The sequence below is a fragment of the Rossellomorea marisflavi genome (assembly GCF_001274775.1).
Lineage (GTDB): Bacteria > Bacillota > Bacilli > Bacillales > Bacillaceae_B > Rossellomorea > Rossellomorea marisflavi.
Map to the genome: position 1 here is coordinate 714,934 of NZ_LGUE01000004.1, position 15,314 is coordinate 730,247.

At 51.3% G+C, this 15,314-nt stretch carries 20 protein-coding genes and 1 riboswitch; of the genes, 5 read left to right on the forward strand and 15 right to left on the reverse strand.

The genetic code is table 11. The annotated features are described in order from the left end of the window. Positions 1–331: 331 nt before the first annotated feature. The 4 genes from AF331_RS13765 to AF331_RS13780 all read right to left on the reverse strand — a co-directional run bounded on the left by AF331_RS13765 (position 332) and on the right by AF331_RS13780 (position 3,582). Complete coding sequence (locus tag AF331_RS13765; RefSeq protein WP_053428658.1) at positions 332–748, reverse strand: hypothetical protein; 417 nt, start codon at positions 746–748, stop codon at positions 332–334. A 27-nt stretch (positions 749–775) separates the two neighbouring features. After that, on the reverse strand, positions 776–1,942 hold the full coding sequence (locus AF331_RS13770) for a M20 metallopeptidase family protein (RefSeq protein ID WP_053428659.1): 1,167 nt from the start codon (positions 1,940–1,942) through the stop codon (positions 776–778). A 57-nt stretch (positions 1,943–1,999) separates the two neighbouring features. Continuing rightward, positions 2,000–2,096: riboswitch (SAM riboswitch) on the reverse strand. An 11-nt stretch (positions 2,097–2,107) separates the two neighbouring features. Continuing rightward, positions 2,108–3,034 carry a DUF2785 domain-containing protein gene (locus AF331_RS13775; RefSeq protein WP_160316553.1) on the reverse strand — a complete coding sequence of 309 codons (927 nt, stop codon included), beginning with the start codon at positions 3,032–3,034 and terminating at the stop codon, positions 2,108–2,110. Between the two features lie 89 nt (positions 3,035–3,123). Then, entirely contained in the window at positions 3,124–3,582 is a 459-nt protein-coding gene (locus AF331_RS13780; RefSeq protein WP_053428661.1) for a 2-thiouracil desulfurase family protein, read from the reverse strand. A 209-nt stretch (positions 3,583–3,791) separates the two neighbouring features. On the opposite strand from AF331_RS13780, the gene AF331_RS13785 reads away from it, so the two are divergent. Beyond that, on the forward strand, positions 3,792–4,967 hold the full coding sequence (locus tag AF331_RS13785; protein WP_053428662.1) for an iron-containing alcohol dehydrogenase: 1,176 nt from the start codon (positions 3,792–3,794) through the stop codon (positions 4,965–4,967). Positions 4,968–5,007: 40 nt separating this feature from the next. Here the strand turns inward: AF331_RS13785 and AF331_RS13790 are convergent, their stop codons facing one another. From AF331_RS13790 to AF331_RS13810, 5 genes are all read right to left on the reverse strand, one after another. Next, positions 5,008–5,418: a DUF4181 domain-containing protein gene (locus AF331_RS13790; protein WP_053428663.1), complete on the reverse strand. Its 411-nt coding sequence runs from the start codon at positions 5,416–5,418 to the stop codon at positions 5,008–5,010. A gap of 202 nt (positions 5,419–5,620) precedes the next feature. Next, positions 5,621–6,028 (reverse strand): DUF4181 domain-containing protein, encoded by a 408-nt coding sequence (locus AF331_RS13795; RefSeq protein ID WP_053428664.1) that lies wholly within the window; start codon positions 6,026–6,028, stop codon positions 5,621–5,623. Between the two features lie 40 nt (positions 6,029–6,068). Beyond that, entirely contained in the window at positions 6,069–6,464 is a 396-nt protein-coding gene (locus AF331_RS13800; protein WP_053428665.1) for a DUF4181 domain-containing protein, read from the reverse strand. 12 nt (positions 6,465–6,476) lie between these two features. Next, positions 6,477–6,869: a DUF4181 domain-containing protein gene (locus tag AF331_RS13805; protein ID WP_053428666.1), complete on the reverse strand. Its 393-nt coding sequence runs from the start codon at positions 6,867–6,869 to the stop codon at positions 6,477–6,479. 157 nt (positions 6,870–7,026) lie between these two features. Then, positions 7,027–7,461, reverse strand: coding sequence for an Lrp/AsnC family transcriptional regulator (locus tag AF331_RS13810; RefSeq protein WP_048012289.1), 435 nt, complete (start codon positions 7,459–7,461; stop codon positions 7,027–7,029). A gap of 151 nt (positions 7,462–7,612) precedes the next feature. On the opposite strand from AF331_RS13810, the gene AF331_RS13815 reads away from it, so the two are divergent. After that, on the forward strand, positions 7,613–8,338 hold the full coding sequence (locus AF331_RS13815; RefSeq protein WP_082346976.1) for an isochorismatase family protein: 726 nt from the start codon (positions 7,613–7,615) through the stop codon (positions 8,336–8,338). Here AF331_RS13815 and AF331_RS13820 read toward each other — a convergent pair. Both AF331_RS13820 and AF331_RS13825 read right to left on the reverse strand, forming a co-directional pair. Next, positions 8,283–8,756 (reverse strand): GNAT family N-acetyltransferase, encoded by a 474-nt coding sequence (locus tag AF331_RS13820; protein ID WP_053428667.1) that lies wholly within the window; start codon positions 8,754–8,756, stop codon positions 8,283–8,285. The two genes, AF331_RS13815 and AF331_RS13820, sit on opposite strands and share 56 nt — an antisense overlap. Further along, positions 8,743–9,177 carry an HIT family protein gene (locus tag AF331_RS13825; protein ID WP_053428668.1) on the reverse strand — a complete coding sequence of 145 codons (435 nt, stop codon included), beginning with the start codon at positions 9,175–9,177 and terminating at the stop codon, positions 8,743–8,745. The genes AF331_RS13820 and AF331_RS13825 overlap by 14 nt, the downstream gene beginning before the upstream one ends. 122 nt (positions 9,178–9,299) lie before the next feature. On the opposite strand from AF331_RS13825, the gene AF331_RS13830 reads away from it, so the two are divergent. Beyond that, on the forward strand, positions 9,300–10,217 hold the full coding sequence (locus tag AF331_RS13830) for a hypothetical protein (RefSeq protein WP_053428669.1): 918 nt from the start codon (positions 9,300–9,302) through the stop codon (positions 10,215–10,217). Between the two features lie 39 nt (positions 10,218–10,256). On the opposite strand, the gene AF331_RS13835 is transcribed toward AF331_RS13830, so the two are convergent. Continuing rightward, positions 10,257–11,183: a 1,4-dihydroxy-2-naphthoate polyprenyltransferase gene (locus AF331_RS13835; RefSeq protein ID WP_053428670.1), complete on the reverse strand. Its 927-nt coding sequence runs from the start codon at positions 11,181–11,183 to the stop codon at positions 10,257–10,259. Positions 11,184–11,519: 336 nt separating this feature from the next. Here AF331_RS13835 and AF331_RS13840 point away from each other — a divergent pair, with 336 nt between their 5' ends. Both AF331_RS13840 and AF331_RS13845 read left to right on the forward strand, forming a co-directional pair. Then, positions 11,520–12,518 carry a ketoacyl-ACP synthase III gene (locus AF331_RS13840; protein ID WP_235576391.1) on the forward strand — a complete coding sequence of 333 codons (999 nt, stop codon included), beginning with the start codon at positions 11,520–11,522 and terminating at the stop codon, positions 12,516–12,518. After that, a complete protein-coding gene (locus tag AF331_RS13845; protein ID WP_053428672.1) occupies positions 12,515–12,922 on the forward strand; it encodes a hotdog family protein in 408 nt (135 codons plus the stop codon). Before AF331_RS13840 ends, AF331_RS13845 begins: the two co-directional genes overlap by 4 nt. A 116-nt stretch (positions 12,923–13,038) precedes the next feature. Here AF331_RS13845 and AF331_RS13850 read toward each other — a convergent pair whose 3' ends face one another. From AF331_RS13850 to AF331_RS13860, 3 genes are read right to left on the reverse strand one after another with little or no spacing between them, the layout of a single operon-like run. Further along, the gene (locus AF331_RS13850; RefSeq protein WP_235576392.1) at positions 13,039–13,551 is read right to left on the reverse strand and encodes a MepB family protein; all 513 of its coding nucleotides are present in this window, start codon (positions 13,549–13,551) and stop codon (positions 13,039–13,041) included. A 28-nt stretch (positions 13,552–13,579) separates the two neighbouring features. Continuing rightward, positions 13,580–14,431: a phosphotransferase family protein gene (locus AF331_RS13855; RefSeq protein ID WP_053428674.1), complete on the reverse strand. Its 852-nt coding sequence runs from the start codon at positions 14,429–14,431 to the stop codon at positions 13,580–13,582. A 28-nt stretch (positions 14,432–14,459) separates the two neighbouring features. Continuing rightward, entirely contained in the window at positions 14,460–15,239 is a 780-nt protein-coding gene (locus AF331_RS13860) for a Cof-type HAD-IIB family hydrolase (protein ID WP_235576409.1), read from the reverse strand. Positions 15,240–15,314: the final 75 nt, after the last annotated feature.

Consider the following 15,314-nt stretch of genomic DNA (forward strand, 5'->3'; position numbering starts at 1 on the left):
AATGGCATACTTTCTTCATTTTTTAATTCCTTATATATCCAATTATATCATTCCACCACCATTTTCTACCGACTTTTAAACTTTTTCTATCAACTTTGGGAAATTTATTATCAACTTTCGAGATTTTACTTCCAACTTTTTTCGGGCTGGCTTTTTTATTTTCAACTCTTCGAGGTTACTGTCAACTCGGGAACGGTACGTCCAACTTCACACGTTTATTACCAACTTCGGCCCACCTAAGACTCCAAATCTTCCAATCCATCACACTCCAAACAAAAAAAAGCCCCGGCCACTTCATAAAAAATGAAGCACCGGGACCGTACCCATGCACCTATTCGATATATGTCACGCTGGCCACATACCCATCATTCGCTTCTTCTGCCTTCAACACCCAGTTGCTTGAGAGCAGCTTCTTCAGCTGGATCAGCTCTTCCACGCTGAGGTGCAGCCCTTCGATTCCGTTGTCCAAGTCGATAAACGGCTTGCGGAATTTCATGCGAAGAAGGTTGCGAAGGCCGTTGTAGGTGACGAATTTGATCTGGTAGCCATCATTCAGGATGCTCTTCAACGCGTCCCAATCATCGCCGAGTTTCAGCAAGGCATCGAAGTTTCCTTCTGGATCTGCGTCCAACAGTCGCGTTGTATCTCCACTTGCTGAGGCATCAAGCAGTATCTCGTTGGTGATGCCTTTTTCGCGGAGGGATTCGATGGCGTAGGCGTCCATCATCGTGATTTTGTAGGTTGTCATCTATGTATCTCCTATTCTACTGTTAAGTTAAAAAACGTAGTGCTCGGCCAGTTTGATGAAGGCTTTGCCCGTGTTGACGAGTGCGCGTTCGTCGATGTCGAAGCGCGGGTGGTGATGGGAGTACTGGGTTGCCAGGTCATCGGTCCGGGATCCGACTCGGAAGAAGGTACCGGGCTTTTCCTGAAGGTAATAGGCGAAGTCTTCAGCGCCCATGGTCGGCTCGGACTCGGCCACAGGTCCAAGATCAGCAAAGAGGCGACGGGCGATTTCCGTTTCCTCCGGATGGTTATAGAGGGCCGGGTAGCCACGCAGGTAGTCGAAGCTGTGCGTCGCCTTGAATCCGGATGTAATACCGGCGACGATTGACTCGATCTCTTCCTGCACCTGGTCGCGCACCTCTGCTTCGAACGTACGCACTGTGCCTTCGATGGTGACGTTGTCGGGGATGACGTTGAAGGCGGTGCCGGCTTTGAAGATGCCGATGGTGACGACGGCGGATTTCAGGGGATCGACCTTCCTGCTCACGATCTGCTGGAGGGCGTTGACGACGGTCGTGCCGATCACGAGTGGATCGATCGTCGTGTGCGGCCTTGCGCCGTGACCTCCGAGGCCATTGATGTGGATGGCGAATTTATCGACGGCCGCCATGCGGAAGCCTTCTCCGACGCTGAAAGACCCAAGTGGCAAATCCGATGCAAGATGGGCTCCGAATACATGGTCCACTCCTTCAAGCACGCCTTCTTCGATCATGAATTTGGCTCCGCCCGGCGGTGTTTCTTCTGCCGGCTGGAAGAGGAAGATGAGTGTGCCGTTGAGGTCTTTTCCATATTGACTCAGCACCTTGGCAACAGACAGAAGGGCGGACGTATGCCCGTCATGACCGCAGGCATGCATCACCCCGGGATTCTTGGATTTGTACGGTGCGTCTTTTTCATCCGTGATCGGCAAGGCATCGAAGTCGGCCCGGAAGGCGATCGTCTTACCCGGCTTCGCCCCGCGGAGGGTACCGGTGATGCCGTTGCCGCCGATACCGGTCTTCATCTCAAGGCCGAACTCACGCAGCTTTCCTTCGATGAAGCGGGCGGTTTCGGTTTCCTGGAAGGATAGCTCCGGATTTTCGTGGAGATGCCTCCTCCAGCTTCGTGTTTCTTCAAAGTTTCCTTCAAGTTCTGTATACATCTCTTGTCTCGTCATGCTCTTCCTCCTTTTCTTCATAAAAAAAGACCTCTCCAAGAGGCCTCTTTCATCAGCCTCTTATCGTTCAGACGCATTGTCTGCTGGATTTGGCACCGTGGATCCGGTTGCCGAGGCTTCATGGGGCCAGTCCCTCCGCCTCTCTTCATAAGAGCATTGCACTATTCAGTTGAGTTCTTTCAGGACCCGGTCGATCGCATCCCTCAGCTTTGAAAGGGTCGGGTAGTCTTCCAGTTTCATATAGAAGGTTTTTGAGAAGGTCTTCACATTGAAAAAGAGGGTCCAATACGCCTCTTCCTCAAGTTCGGCTTTCTGCTTCTCAAGCATCTCAGGAAGTTTTTCCACCAGCGTTATGACTTCCCCCTCGTCCATCCCCTGCCAGATCATCTGGAGGATCGGGACGACGAGCCGCTCATCTTCATCATGGATATAGGCATGGTGTGACACCAACACCTTTTCCCATAATGCTTTCAGCAGGACCGGGAACATATCCTGATCCACTTTCGGGTTCAGCACGAGCTCATCCACCATATCGGCTGCGTGGGCGACACTGTGGGCCCAGCCCTTTTCCTCGACGAAGCCGCGCACGTCCTGTTCCTGCTCCAGGTACTCCACTGTGATATCGGCTGCTTCCTGGATTTTATCCTCTGATAAGAAATCGGCCTCTTTGTCCCGTCCGAGGACGAGTGCCATGAGGAGGGTCGTGAAGGCGCGCGTGAAGACGGAATCCGTCCCTTCCTCACCGATCCCCTTCATAAGAAGATGATCCATGGAAAGGTCGAGGAGATCCTTCAGGACTTCGGTATGGAGTCTGTCTTCCTCAATGATCAATCGGTAAAAGGTGGTGTAAATCAATTTGTCTCGGAGTACGGGATCCGGCGTCCCGATATGCTCCACCATGGCCAGGAGTACGTCCAGTTGTTTCCCTTCTTCGACATCCCCTTGCTGCAGAAGTGACTTTAATTCTGCTTCAGGTAAGAAGGTTTGACCTGTTACATCGCTCATTCGATTCTCTTGCCCCTTTGTGATCGTATTGCAGTCGAAGGACTGTTCTCTATCTCTACTTTTCTTTCCATACAATACCCAGGACATGTTCCGTTGAAACTGTTCCGCGTCTGTATGTGCCATTACTATTATTCATCGGCTAATCAGCACAGGTGTTTAGCAGAACGATGGTAAATTTACACAAATTCATTCACAGCATCCTCTTCCGACCAAACCTTGATTCCATGTCTTCTCAAGAGTGCGGTTGTCACACCTTCCCCGGGAATCTTCTCTCCGGAAAAATCCCCATTGTAGATCATGGAGCTGCCGCAGGAAGGACTGTTTTCCTTCAAGACGATCTCCGTCGCCCCCATCTTCCGGCAAATGGCGAGGGTCTCAGCAGCACCGGCTACATATTGATCCGTCACATCCGCTCCTGAACGGTCCAGCACGCGAGCCGTACCGTCGAGCACATCCTCACCCGTACCGCCCTGGATCTCGGCAGGCTCACGCGGGGTTTGGAATCCACCCAGAATCTCAGGGCAGACCGTGACGGCCTTACCCGAACTGACCATCTCTCCGATCACGTCTTCGAGGCAATCCGTCCCATTGTATCGTACCTTCATGCCTGCAAGACATGCGCTTACCACCAGCATGCCTGAACGCCCCCTTATGAACAACTATTCAATTCTTATTATTTCAAATTTTCAACCTTTGTACAACAAAAATAAAACTTTTGCCAATATCAGTCATAATGTCTCATGATGGGTGCAGAATCGACAGACCCCTTCACTTGCTAAACCTTCCGACCCGCGTTATACTTGCACCTTTGATTCTTAACGACAACTCAGAGGAGGCTGACAAGATGGAAAACTTTACGTATCATAATCCAACGAAACTGATTTTCGGAAAAAATCAGGTCAATGCATTGACGGACTTGATCCCCCAGTACGGAAAGAACGTCCTGCTTGTATACGGAGGCGGAAGCATCAAGCGCAACGGCCTGTATGATCAGGTGCTGGACATCCTGAAGAACCTTGACGTGAACGTATCCGAGCTTGCAGGGGTCGAACCCAACCCGCGCCTCTCCACGGTCAGGAAAGGAATCGACATCTGCCGTGAGGAGAACATCGACTTCATGCTCGCCGTCGGTGGAGGAAGCGTGATCGACTGCACGAAAGCCATCGCTGCCGGTGCAAAGTATGACGGCGACGTCTGGGACATCATCAATAAGCAGGTCATCGCTCAGGATGCCCTTCCGTTCGGGACCGTGCTGACCCTTGCCGCAACCGGATCTGAAATGAACCCGGACTCTGTCATCACAAACTGGGAGACGAACGAGAAGTATGTATGGGGCAGCCCTGGCGTGACTCACCCTGCCTTCTCCATCCTTGATCCGGTCAATACGATGTCGGTTCCACGCGACCAGACGATCTACGGCATGGTGGACATGATGAGCCACGTGTTCGAACAGTACTTCCACAATGTAGCGAACACGCCGCTCCAGGACAATTTATGCTATTCGGTACTTCAGACTGTGATCGAAACAGCGCCGAAACTCCTTGACGACCTCGAGAGCTACGAGAACCGCGAAACGATCCTGTACTCAGGTACCATCGCCCTGAACGGTACCCTGCAAATGGGCTACTTCGGCGACTGGGCGTCCCATACGATCGAGCACGCCGTCTCGGCTGTATATGATATCCCCCATGCCGGCGGACTGGCAATCCTGTTCCCGAACTGGATGCGCCACGTCATCGACCATGATCCGGTCCGCATGAAGCGCCTCATGCTCAGCATGTTCGATATCGAGACGGAAGGACGCAGCGACAAAGATATCGCCCTTGAAGGTGTCGAGAAACTGAGCGCGTTCTGGACCAGCCTCGGAGCACCATCCCGACTCGCCGACTACAACATCGGTGACGACCGCCTCGACGAAATCGCCGGCATCGCCGCCCGCGAAATGGAATACGGAGGCTTCGGTAACTTCAAGAAACTCGGAAAAGAAGACATCCTTTCCATCCTGAAGGCTTCCCTATAAAACAACGAAAGCCCTGTCCGCGTGTGGACAGGGCTTTTTGTCAGGAAATCCAGAAAAAATCCGTGACGTACAGGATCATCATGAAAGATAGCAAATACGCTACGCTCAGCAGTACGCGGATATATTCCTTTCTTTGCTCGGAATACTTCCACTCCATATAGGCACGGCACAACTCAGGAATCGTTATGCTCGCAAACATCGCAAACAGCAGCACGAACCATAACGACTCATCACCGCCCTGAAGGATCATCACCCATATGAACGAGGACATGAGAATACCCAAACTGACCCAGCACATTATCTTATGCCATTTCCAGTGCGTCTCGTTGTAAAAAGTGGGAAACTTCCTCCGACTCTCAAGATGGAGCCATTTCCCCAGCGCCCACTGCACCACCATGTACAGCGCCGCAAATACGAACAACACGAGCAGTACCAAAGCCATACTCGCCATCAAACAGCCTCCTTGATCAACACATGATGAGCTCACCCAACAAGCATCCTAACAAAATGGATGAGCGGTGAAACTCCATCCATGTATATTCGCCTGCCCCTTGCCTCGCCACGGCACCCGTCAAATTAGCGGAGAACCGTTATGGCTCGAGGTCGATGAGCGGTATTGAAGGAGAGTACATGTCCGACAGCTTACACAGCCTTTATGCCAGCCCGAAGAAGTTGGTGACGTAAAATGTGAACAGGAATGTCAGTATACACCCTGCTGATGCCAGCACCCGGATGTATTCCCTTCGCTGCTCTGAGTACTTCCATTCCATGTAGGCAGTGCATAGCTCTTGAAAGAACACTCCGGCAAAGTTCGAAAACAGGATAACCTTCCAAAATGATTCATCTACTCCTCGACTGATGCCCCACATACATCCCACTGCAATAATCAACGCAGATACTAAACGAACCCTAAGATCCCATTTTTTATGCGTTTCATTGTGAAACGTCCGGTAATGCCTCCGCTTCCCGAGATGAAGCCATTTTCCCAACGCCCATTGCAGAAGATAATACACCCCTAAAAACACTCCCAATATGACGATAAGCCAGATCCATGTTGCCATATAATTCCCCTTCTCCCTTTGATGGATCGTTCTTCACGATCTAGCGAACCGCCCAATAAAAGTTCGTGGCGAATGCCGTGACAAAGAATACAACCATGTAGCTCATGGTAATGATCATACGGATATACTCTTTACTCCCATCAGAAAATTTCCATTCCCAGTACACCCGTAGTGCGTTCTGAAGGATGATACAGACGATGAAGACGTAAGGCAGCACATCACGCATCATCCCACCATCCACAGACATCATTAAACTGATCAGGATGATGAACATCAACACACCACTTGTTTTAATTTCCAAATTCTTATGCTGTTCGTTGTGATACCCCTTCTTCTTTTTTTCAATCTTAAGCCATTTGCCCAGCGCCCATTCCAAAAGGATATAAGTTGCTATGAACACGCCAAGGACAATGAGCATCCTTGTACCGTTTTCCATTTGTAACACTCCTTACAGTATGCTTGTAGATAGAATCGCGATGAAAAGGGTCAGGCTGAATGCCATGTATCCTGCTTCGATAAGCGATCGTACGTATTCGTTGCGCTCCTCTGAATACTTCCAATCCATATACGCCTCGGACAGCTCTTGAAGAATAAATCCGATCAAGACCAGAATACATACAAATAAAGGGTCGAAATCATAGTAATAGGAGATACCTAATCCAAACATCATGATCACCAGGATGATCCTTCTGATGCGCTTATCCCATTGCCTGTGGGTTTCATTATAGTGGCGGTTCATCTTCTTACCGAGATGCAGCTTCCTTTTCAGAATCCTTCCTAAAATGAAAGACCCTATATGATAAACGAAGAAAAAAGCTAAAAAAAACAAAATTCCGTTCATTCTCTCTCCTCCTACCCCAAAAAAACCCCTATAGCCGTTGCAGCCAGCAGGCTCACAAACACCGACACGCCCCAGTCCACTCCCCGTCGCATGTTGAGCAGCATATTCAACGTGCCACTGATGGCAAAACAAATAGCAAATCCAAGTAGAAATGCCATCACGCTTCACCGACCGTAAGCGGCTTACCCGGAACTGGGGATGACAGATTCATCATCGTATAGGGCTCGCCGTACTCCATGGCAGCGTCGATGAAATCTTCAAGTTCTGCATTGGTTCCCGTGACCAGCTTCACGAGGTAGCTGTATTCCCCCGTAAGTCGGTGGCATTCCATCACATCGGCGTGCTCCCTGCAGAAGGAGCGGAATGCTTTGCAGCGATGCGTCTTCATAAGGATGAATGCTTTGACGGTCTTGCCTACCCGGTCGGGATCGACCTTTGCATGATATCCCGTGATGACTCCCTGCTCCTCAAGGCGCATCACCCTCTCCTTCACCGCAGGTACCGACAGCGACACCCGCCTACCGAGTTCGGTCATCGACAGCCGCCCGTCCTGCTGCAGTTCTTCCATGATCTGACGATTGATTTCGTCCATGATTCGATCCCACCTTATCTTTTAAGTCCGATCGCCATTTCTTCCGTTGTTTTTACGGCGTTCCGACGTATTTTCCTTCATGATAGCATAGTCCCACCTATCTTTTTCCAATAAACTGAATACTAGAATGAAAGAATAGGAGTGATTGGACATGGAACATTGTTTAGCGTGTGAAAAGAAGATGGATGAGGGAGTTTACCATTGCTCTCATGACTGCACCTTTTGCAGCGAATGTACGGAGAGCTTCAAAAACGTCTGCCCGAACTGTGGCGGAGTGCTGGTACCGAAGGTGAAACGGGCCCTGCTCCTCATCGATGTGCAGCAGGCGTTCCTCCACCCAAAGTGGGGACCGCGGAATAACCCTCAAGCGGAGGAAGAAATGCTGTTTGTTTTAAATGAATGGAGGCGCCTCGGCTGGGAGGTCATCCACATCCAGCACCGGTCGCATCATCCAGGGTCTGTTTTCCACCCTTCCAACGACGGCTTCCGGTTTAAAGAAGGTTTCGACCCAATCCCAGGTGAGACCGTTCTGGAGAAAGACGTGAACAGTGCGTTCATTGGAACGGGACTCGAGGAGCACCTCCGACAACTCGATGTCACAGAAGTGGTGATCGCCGGCTTGACGACACCACACTGCATCTCCACGTCGGCAAGGATGAGCGGCAATCTCGGATTCACGACCTTCGTGCTATCCGATGCCACGGCTGCCTTTGATCTTGTCGATCCCGATGGCCGCACCCTGGATGCCACCCTCGTTCACGACGTATCCCTCGCCACCCTTCACGGTGAGTTTGCCACCGTAGTAAAGGCAACCGATTATGTTAGAGCTCTTTTTCCAGACAATAGTGGGGCTTCCCTCCAATGTCCACTTCCTTAAAGGGGTAAAAGCCCTTCTTCATCCAAAATGCCAGTCCCGCCTCGTTCGAAGCGTGGACGGCCAAGCGGAGGCGGTTCCTGCCGCTTCTCCCGACAAGCGCTTCCAATTCTCCATACACTTCATGGGCGACCCCCGTCCCCTGATGGGCACGGTCGACGACGAAGAGGCTGATCCAAGCTTCTGAATCGGACGGATTCTGGAGGCAATAATCAATGACCGCCACGTATCGGCGGTCTTTTTTCACCAGAAGGCGCCGCACTCCCCGGCGTTCACATTCCTGAAACTCCGATTCTACTTCTTCAAATCCGATCGTTTCCCTATCCCTGGCCAGGCGGTTGAAGGCGGGATTGGAATTCATGATCTCCACCTCGGCCTTCATCTTCTTCCGCATCCGACTGTTCGGCTCAAACTCGAGCATGCTGCTCCATCTCTTTGATGACCCGGATCAGCTTCTGGGCAGCCTGAGCAAGATCCTCTTCCTGAGCCGGCTCTCCCTCCTCAGAGAAGAACTCGGCAAAATCCTGTCCTTCAAAACGAGGGATCACATGCATATGATAATGGTCGAGGTCGTTGAATTCCCCACCGTTTTGGATAATCGTGATGCCATCAGGATTGAACGCCGCCTTCACGACATTAGATAGGAAGCGTGATGCCTCCATGATGTCGATGGCAATCCTCGGATCAAGCTTCTCGACTTCTGTAGCATGCTGCTTAGGGAGAATCAGAACATGTCCCGGATTGAACGGCATATAGTCAAGGATGCATGTAAGGGTGGCTGTTTCGTACACCACATGGACGTTCTCTTGTTCATTGGCCAGTCTGCAGCCTATACAGTTCATGGTCGTTCACTCCTTTTTAGGTTTATTTTACCATATAAGTGGAATAAGACTCTAGGATAGATTTGTACTCAGGTGAAACCAGCGTGTATGTTCACCCGTATCGATTACGAGAGGTGTTTAGCATGGACCTGCAAAAATATGAACATGATCCCGTTTTTATATTCCATAAGTCGTGGTGGACCGATGAAGGATATGTGCAAAGGGGCTTGGATCGTGAAACCAATGAAAAAATTGAGCGTCAGGTTCCCTTCAGTGATATAAAAGAAGTCCTGATTGGGCCAGCCTGGATCAGGATGCACGCGAGATCAAGGGATAGTTCGGGAAAGAAAAAAAATCTGTACAGGCAAGGACTTCGACTGGTATTCAGAGTGGAAAGCAACGGGGATATTACCTACCTTTCCTTTCTGTCGGAAACCAAAAAAGACGTTGACTCCTGGATCCAACGTATACATACTCACGCTATTCCAGCTTATGTGACCGATCTTGACCTGCATGATGCGAAACGGGAGGATTTCGACTTTCATTATGAATCGATTATCCGGCAACCCCTTCATGAGGCTGGCCTTGATTTCCCCGAACGGGTTGATATGAAAAATGAAGAATTCGCACCGCCTCAATGGAAACCCGATTCTTTTTACAAACGAAAGGAGCGGGAGGAAGCGCGGTCCAAGTCTAGAATGAAGAAGATACGCCTTGTCATCTTCATCGGAACATTTCTGGTAGCACTAGTCTGGATTGCTCACTGGCCGCTTGATGATGACATGAATGTCATGTTTCTCATGCTCGGTATCCTGGCGCTTTTATTCCCAACCTACTTGCACAATGCCTGGAAGCCTGTTCAATCGCTCCTTGATACGGTGATGGTCGGTGCTGCCCTGTTTGCAGGGCTGACGACTGCAAATCTGTACACCCCCATCACGGCTGCGTACTATTCCACTACATGGACGACCCTCTTGATCTTCGCCGTCTTCCATAATGGCGCTTTCTTCCTGAGTCGATTCAGGAATAAGAAGGATATCCGTCCAACCAGAAAACGATAAACCAAAAAGACGACCCCCACATTGGAGTCGTCTTTTTGTTCATCGGACGATGAAGTAATTGATGAAGAGTGCCACTGACAGCAGCAATCCGAAGAATGTGTTCGTCTGGGCAGTCGCTTTCATGGCAAGTCCCGAGTGGGCTGGTCCGCCTTTTCCGAGGAAGGATTTGACGGCTTGTACCGGTTTCGGGATGCTCAGGAAGACGAGCAGGACCCACGGGCTGACGGTGCCGGCGATGATGAGGCCGATCAGCCACGCATAGGAGACGAAGAACGAGAAGCCGAGGAAGTAGACGGCTTTCTTGTGACCCATGAGGATCGCAAGCGTCTTCCGTCCGCCAATCGTGTCTTCTTCGATATCCCGGATATTGTTGGAGAGGTTGATGGCTCCGACCAGGATCGCAATCGGGATCGAAATCAGGATCGTCGTCTGATCGACGGTTCCTGTCTGGATGAAGAATGCGATCAGGACGAAGGCCGCTCCCATGCTGACGCCTGAGAACAGCTCACCGAATGGCGTGTAGGCAATCGGCAGCGGGCCTCCTGTATATAGGTAGCCGATGAGCATCCCGCCGATTCCGATGGCGGCAAGCCACCAGCTGCTGTTGGCGCAGATATAGATTCCGGCAAGGACAGCCAGCGTATAGCAGGTAAGGGCCATCTGAAGGACCGTCCTCGGCTTCATGCCGTGGCGGACGATGGCGCCCCCGATCCCTACCGAGTCTTCCGTGTCGAGCCCACGTTTGAAATCGTAATATTCATTGAATAAGTTCGTGGCAATCTGCAGGCACAGACACGCGAAAAGCATCGCTAGGAACATCCAGACGCTGATGTTCGTCTCGTACATGGCGGAAACCGTTCCGATGAATACCGGGACGAAGGATGCAGTCAGGGTGTGGGGACGGGTCAGCTGCCAAAGGATGCTGGCTTTGCTGGGCGTCTCTATCGTTTGGTGCGATTGTTTCATCTAATCATCCTTTCATGCAAGGTTAAATATACTGCTGTTGGACCCGATTTGTCCAAGCACATGCTTCAGCATAGCAAATAGAAGTTCGCGCCTCATGCGTGACTCCTGGGTCAGGCCTCATTCAGTTATATTTCTCCTTCTCTTCTTATCTTAATCTCTCCGGGATGCTTTCACAAGAGCTCAGGGGCAAGTAGAGGGCAGGAATTCGACCTTTTTTTCACCCCTGAAAATCCGGGTGATTGAAGAATGCGACAAAAAGGCGTATAATGGAGAGGATTTAGTACCAGGTCATAATATATGGTGTAAACACAATTCATGAAAAAGGTGGTCCTTCTTTTGAACCAATCACGCGCACGTATCACAGCTATCGGAACGTATGTGCCTGAGAAAAAACTGACAAACGCAGACCTTGAAAAAATGGTGGACACGACTGACGAATGGATCGTTCAGCGCACCGGCATGCACGAGCGCCGCGTCTCGGCCGATGATCAATTCGCTTCCCATCTTGCTTTCGGGGCCGTCCAGAACCTGATTGACGGGTACGGAAAAGATCTGAGCGAGGTCGACTGCATCATCGTGGCGACGACCACACCGGATCATGCCTTCCCGAGTGTTGCCTGCCTGATCCAGAATCACTTCGACATACCTGCAACCGGTGCCTTCGATCTGAATGCCACCTGTGCCGGTTTCACCTATTCCCTGCATGTGGCCAACAATATGGTATCAAGCGGGATCCATAAAAAAATCCTCGTTGTCGCATCTGAAACGCTGACGAAGGTGACGGACTATACAGACCGCTCGACCTGCATCCTCTTCGGGGACGCTGCTGCTGCCATGCTCGTCGAATACGATGAAGAGAATCCAAGCTTCCTGGCAAACCACATGGGTGCAAACGGAGCAGGCGGAGCCCACGTGTACCGCCGTACATTCGCTCCTACTCTTCACGGACAGGAGCTAGATCCATCCGGGAAGATGGTACAGAACGGACGCGAAGTCTATAAGTGGGCAACGCGCACGATCCCAGGCGGCGTAGAAGAGCTTCTGACGAAATCCGGCATCGAGCGGGACAAGCTTGACTGGTTCATCCCTCATAGCGCAAACCTCCGCATGGTGGAGTCGATCTGTGACAAAGCCGGGATCAACGTCGAGAATACCCTGACAAGCATGCAGTACTTCGGCAACACTTCTTCCGCCTCGATCCCCCTTGCTATTCACAAAGGGATCAAAGAAGGAAAAGTGAACGATGGCGATACGATGCTCCTTTACGGATTCGGCGGCGGACTTACCCATCTCGGACTCGTACTGAACTGGAGTCCCGACAGTCCAAAGGCGTGAAGGACATCCGGAGCATCCTGCCTCACCGGTTCCCCTTCCTCCTGATCGATGAGATCGTGGAAGTGGAAGAAGGAAGACGGGCGGTGGGCGTGAAGCTCGTTTCACAACATGATTGTGAAGGGTCACCGGACGGCGCCTTCCCCCGCGGGTTCATCCTCGAGGCCATGGCCCAGATGAGCGGAGCCGCTCTCCATTCCGAGAGCCGGAGCAACGGCCTTGGCATGCTTGCCGGCATCGACAACGGCCGGTTTTACCAGGACGTCTTTGCCGGTGACCGTCTGACTCTTACGATCGACATCACACGGAATAAAGGAAGGATCGTGAAAGGGAGAGGCACGGCGGCCATCGACAGCAGAATCGTCTGTGAAGCCGACCTCCTATTCGCCTTCCAATCCATGACATAAGTCCGGAGACAAAGCTTATCGCTTGTCTCTTTTTAAGGAATCAAGACTCTTTGGGTATCGTCACAGGAAATGGAATCAATGATCATAGGAAAGGGAGCCGTCATCGGCTCCCTTTTCTATGTATTTTCTTCCCCCAGGTAGTATGAGCGAATCAGGTTCCCATCGACATCTCCGGACAAATCCATGAAATACTCCGATTGCCACGCCTGGGTCTTCCTTGCCGTCTCGTTCAATCCGGTCACCCAATCGGGATAGACACGCATGGCCCTTTTCCCTTTTGAGCTGCCGGTCGTAACGATCCCTTTCGACGCCATCACCTCTTTCGGGAAAACGAACTGCCCTTTCTTTCCTTGGTCCAGGACGGTGATGATGAGGCGATCCGTACTTTCCTCCAACGTATATGGACGGTTCCGGTCATCGTCTCCCTTTCTCCAAAAGACAGTGAAATAACCCTTTTTGTTGGGTGTTTTCCTGGCGCGCCTGCTCCTATAGGTCCAATCATCCAGCGTCAGAACGAAGCCTTCATATTCCTGGTTCTGATTTTCCATCTCGAATTCATCCCTATATGGAAGTCCGGCCACTTCTAGCGCATCCATGATCAAATCCTTTGATGCCAATACGTCCTTCATTTCCACCCACATCCCTTTTCTGCAGTCCTCACGCAAGACTCTCCTTCAGGATCTTCACGTTCCGCTCAAAAAAGTCCCTATTCTTCTCTAGACCCATACGCTGGCTCCAGCCAGTGGAATTGAATGCGTCGGTCATACGGTAAAAAGGGAGCACGCGATCAAGGTCGATGAGGGGCCTCACCGAGCGGTATCCATCTTCAAATGCTTCCCGTGTCCCCGGGAACCGCTGACATACATCCCGCTCGATCTTCGTGAAATCCAGCTCCGTCGAACCGATCCGTACGCTCTCGAAATCAATGATGCCCGCCACATGATCGTCTCGCACAAGGATATTCCCGGGACGGAAATCCATATGGATGAACGACGGACCATCTGGAGGCGGCAGCTCCTTCCTCATCTCCTCGAATTGAACAAGGGCCAGGTCGAACAATTCAGGGTCTAGCACCTTTTTCGCATCTTCGGCAAACGAGTAGAACTGCGCAGGAAGGAACTCTGTCCACCTGCTGAATTCATCGCGCACGGCACCTCCGTAGTCTTCGGGACCTACCCGGATGGCATGGAGCCTGGCGAGAATCTTCCCGATCTCCCACGCCAGATTTTCACTCACCACACCAGTCGCCGGGGCTCCCTCCAGCGCCTCAAGTACCAGGAACCCGTCCTCATGGAAGGCGACGATCTCCGGCACGGGTAGATGCCCCTTGAATCGCTCCAATATCTCTTTTTCCAACCTGAACTTCTGGATTGAACGGGGAATTTTCAAAAACACCGTTTCCCCCGTCACGAGTTTCACGTTATACACCGTCGAACTGAATGACTCCGGTACTTCCTTCACAGAAGCAGCTTTAAGATTGACTTTATCCAACCACTGATGAGCGTTCATGCTCTTCCACCTGCCGTTTCCTTATGATCTAGCTGTTACACTGCACCCCGCTAATCACCCCAAGCTCCCGGAGGGCAAAAGCCACACCATCTTCACCGGAAGGCTTGGTGACAAAGTCGGCCACACTCTTCAACTCGGCCCCTGCATTCCCCATGGCGACACCCATACCGGCCAGCTGAAGCATATCGATATCGTTGCCTCCATCTCCAAATGCCATCGCCTCCGAAGGATGGAGCCCAAAATGGTCGAGTATCTTCTTCATGGCAATGGATTTCGATACGGCCGTTTCCAACACATTCAAGATGAAGGGATGCCAGCGCCTGAAGGTCAATTCGGGAAATCTCTTATGATAGAGGTGCATTGATTCGTCACCCGCAAACAAGCACATGAGAAATACCTTCTCTCCCATCTTCTCGACCACCGGTGGATAATCCTTCAGCCCCAATGTTTCAAAGAGTGCAGGCATGGTTCTCCGATCCTCGATCCCGTTCATACTGAATGAATCGGTATAGAAGGATAGGCCGTGGCCGCACTCCATGGCAAACGAAGAGACAGCCTCTACCGTCTGAGTTGAAAGGACGGAATGAAAGATCACCTCATCGCCATGAGTAGCATACCCTCCGTTTGCCGTGATGAAGGTCTCAATCCCCAGATCCCGAATCTCCGCGCACATGGAAAGGGGTCTGCCCGTAGCCGCCACCACCCTGATGCCACGGTCCAAAAGCTCCCCTATCGCATCCCTCGTGCTCGAGGGGATACTTCCATCCTCATGATGGGTCAACGTCCCGTCAATATCGAAGAAAATCATTTTGATATCTGTCACTCTCATCATCTCCCGGTCTACCATTTTACCACATTTATACAGTAATTATTTGTATCTTAG